This window comes from Kitasatospora sp. NPDC004531 (assembly GCF_053602195.1).
Window position 1 is genome coordinate 1 of sequence record NZ_JBSGDD010000200.1, and the last position, 2556, is coordinate 2556.

Genomic DNA, 2556 nt, shown 5'->3' on the forward strand with positions numbered 1-2556 from the left:
TCCTCGATGGCGGCGAGGGCGCCCCGCGCGAAGGCCGGGTCGCGGTCCAGGACCCGTCCGGCGGCGGCCGCCTGGAGCGTGACCACGCCGCGACCGTCGCACCGTATGGGGTCTCAGTCGCTCCGGATACTCCGGTTACGTCGAACTGGGCAACCTCACCGATCTGGTGGCCACTAGCGACTGGCTGGACTGCGCAGATCTGAGCCCCACCTCGTGCACGGCTTCGGTGCTGCGCACACCGCTCGTCCGCATTCCCAACCGAAGCGTCCGTCCGACCCTCTGCGGGCATGTCCTGATCACCGTCCAGAGTCCGGAACGGTGGACCACCGAAACACAGCAGTGGCAGAGCGAATGGAAGATCATCCGAGCAGTGAACGGCGATGTGATATGCGGGAGTTGACCAACCGCGTGCTCTTTTCGGCCCGTGATTTCGAACCTCGCGGCCTGCCCCTCGCGATCACCCGTTCCACCCTCGCGTTCGCCGAGCTGACCACCATTCTGTTCACTGCGGACCACGACCTTTTCACCTACGCACCGAATCTGCCGGAGGGCATGCGCTGCTACGGCGCACACGCCCTGTCGCTGTGGTGTGTCGCAGGCCCCAGCCCCACTGGTCTCTTCATCAGCCGCATGACCGCGATCGTCGTGCTCACCGTCGCCGCGTCCGGATACCGACCCCGGTGGACGTGCGTGCCCCAGTGGTTCGTCACCTGGAGCCTGGCGGCCAGCATGACACTGCCCGACGGCGGCGACGAAGCCGCGCTCATCACCACCATGCTGCTCATACCAGTACTTCTGGGAGATCGCCGCGTCTGGCACTGGACCCGGCCGCAGGAACCCCTCGCTCCGGTGTGGGCCGGCAGCTCCTGTGCCGCCTGGTACGTCATTCGCTGCCAGATCGCGATCATCTACCTCGTCGCCGCCCTCTCGAAGCTCTTCACACCCCAGTGGCGGGACGGCACTGCGATGTATTCGGTCTTCGTCGACCCCAACTACGGTCTCCCGCTCGGGATCCGGCAGTTCCTCGGTCCAGCGATCGCCTCTGACGTGGTCGTCGGATCGCTCACTTGGGGTGTGCTCGCCATCGAGCTGGCCCTCGCCCTGTCCGCCTTGGCGCCGCGAAAGGCCCGTCGCGCGGCCGTCTGGCCAGCAGTCCTGCTCCACGGCGGAATCATCGCGACCATGGGCTTGTTCAGCTTCGGACTCACCATGATCGCGCTCGTACTCTCGCTGCGGATCGGCGACCGTGAACCGTCACTCACGCACCGGCGGACCGGCGCGCAGACAGCGGAAGCTCGTCCCGATGTTGTTCCCCGGCAGGCTCTGCGGCTTCCCGCACCCCGTTCCGACTCGCCCCCTCCGAACGACCCTACCGCCGACTTGGAGCTCCGTTGACCCTCGACATTCGACCGCTGGATCCGCGAACCGCGTCCGAGCCGCTGCTGTCCGACTACCACCTGATGCGGGCGGCGGTCGTGGCGGAGGACTTTCCCGAAGACCCGCCGCTGACCTACGAAGGGGCAATCGGCCGCCTTCGCACACCTCCGGTCGAGGACGGCGTGTGCCGTTTCTGGACCGGCCACCTCGACGGAAGGGTGGCCGGCTCGGCCAGGGTGTCGCTGCCCGAGGACTCGAACAGCGGAATCGCCGGCGTCGAGGTCCACGTCCACCCGGAACTGCGCCGTCGCGGGATCGGCACCGCCCTCCTCCGCACGGCACTGGCCGCGGTCCGGGAATCCGGGCGCGGCACCGTACTCGGTGTTCCGATGAAGCCCGACTCGCCCGGCGCACACTGGGCGGCCCTGATGGGCTTCAGGGTGACCCACAGCACCGTGATGCAGGTTCTGCTCGTCGCCGAGGCCCCCCGGGCACTGTGGGACGTACCGGTCCCGGCCCGCTACCGCCTGGCCCACTGGAACGGCGCCACACCCGAGCAGTTCATCGACTCCTACGCGGTGGCCCGGCAAGCGATCCACGATGCCCCGCTGGGGGACACGAGTTACCGCGAAACGGTGTGGACCCCCGAACTGATCCGCACCAACGACCGCGAACTCCTGGACGCGGGCGTGGAACAGCGAGTCGTCATCGCCATCGACGACGCCGAGGACCGGGTCGCCGGCGTCCACGTCATCCACAACTACCCCCATCGCCGCGAGTTCGGCTACATCCACGACACCTCCGTCCTGGTCGGACACCGCGGCCACGGTCTCGGCCGAACCATCAAGGCCGCCATGATGCGCTGGCTCGCCGACGAACGACCCGACGTGGAGCGCATCTTCACCACCACCGCCACCACGAACACCTTCATGATCGACATCAATCACTCTCTCGGCTACCGGACAGCCCGCACGATGAACTGGGTCGAGACCACGACAGCCGACCTTGCCGACCGGCTTGCCGCCTCCTCGCACCACCGCTGACACCTGATCACCCCTCTGGCCGACCGGCCACCACCGCGGCCTTCTCCGCTCGGAGACGTCCGCAACACGTTCCGACCCGACGATCTTTTGCACACAGAGGCGACGGGGGGGCGCGGCGGGGGGGGGGCGGCGCCGC

General features: G+C 68.0%; 2 protein-coding genes and 1 pseudogene. All 3 read left to right on the forward strand.

Going from position 1 to position 2556, the window contains the following annotated elements:
• Positions 1–97: 97 nt before the first annotated feature.
• Positions 98–400, forward strand: a pseudogene (locus ACWEMJ_RS34070) (hypothetical protein); the annotation flags it as partial.
• A complete protein-coding gene (locus ACWEMJ_RS34075; protein ID WP_452141016.1) occupies positions 397–1395 on the forward strand; it encodes a sporulation-delaying protein SdpB family protein in 999 nt (332 codons plus the stop codon). The pseudogene ACWEMJ_RS34070 and the gene ACWEMJ_RS34075, both read left to right, overlap by 4 nt.
• The gene (locus ACWEMJ_RS34080; RefSeq protein ID WP_452141017.1) at positions 1392–2420 is read left to right on the forward strand and encodes a GNAT family N-acetyltransferase; all 1029 of its coding nucleotides are present in this window, start codon (positions 1392–1394) and stop codon (positions 2418–2420) included. The genes ACWEMJ_RS34075 and ACWEMJ_RS34080 overlap by 4 nt, the downstream gene beginning before the upstream one ends.
• The last annotated feature ends 136 nt before the right edge of the window (positions 2421–2556 follow it).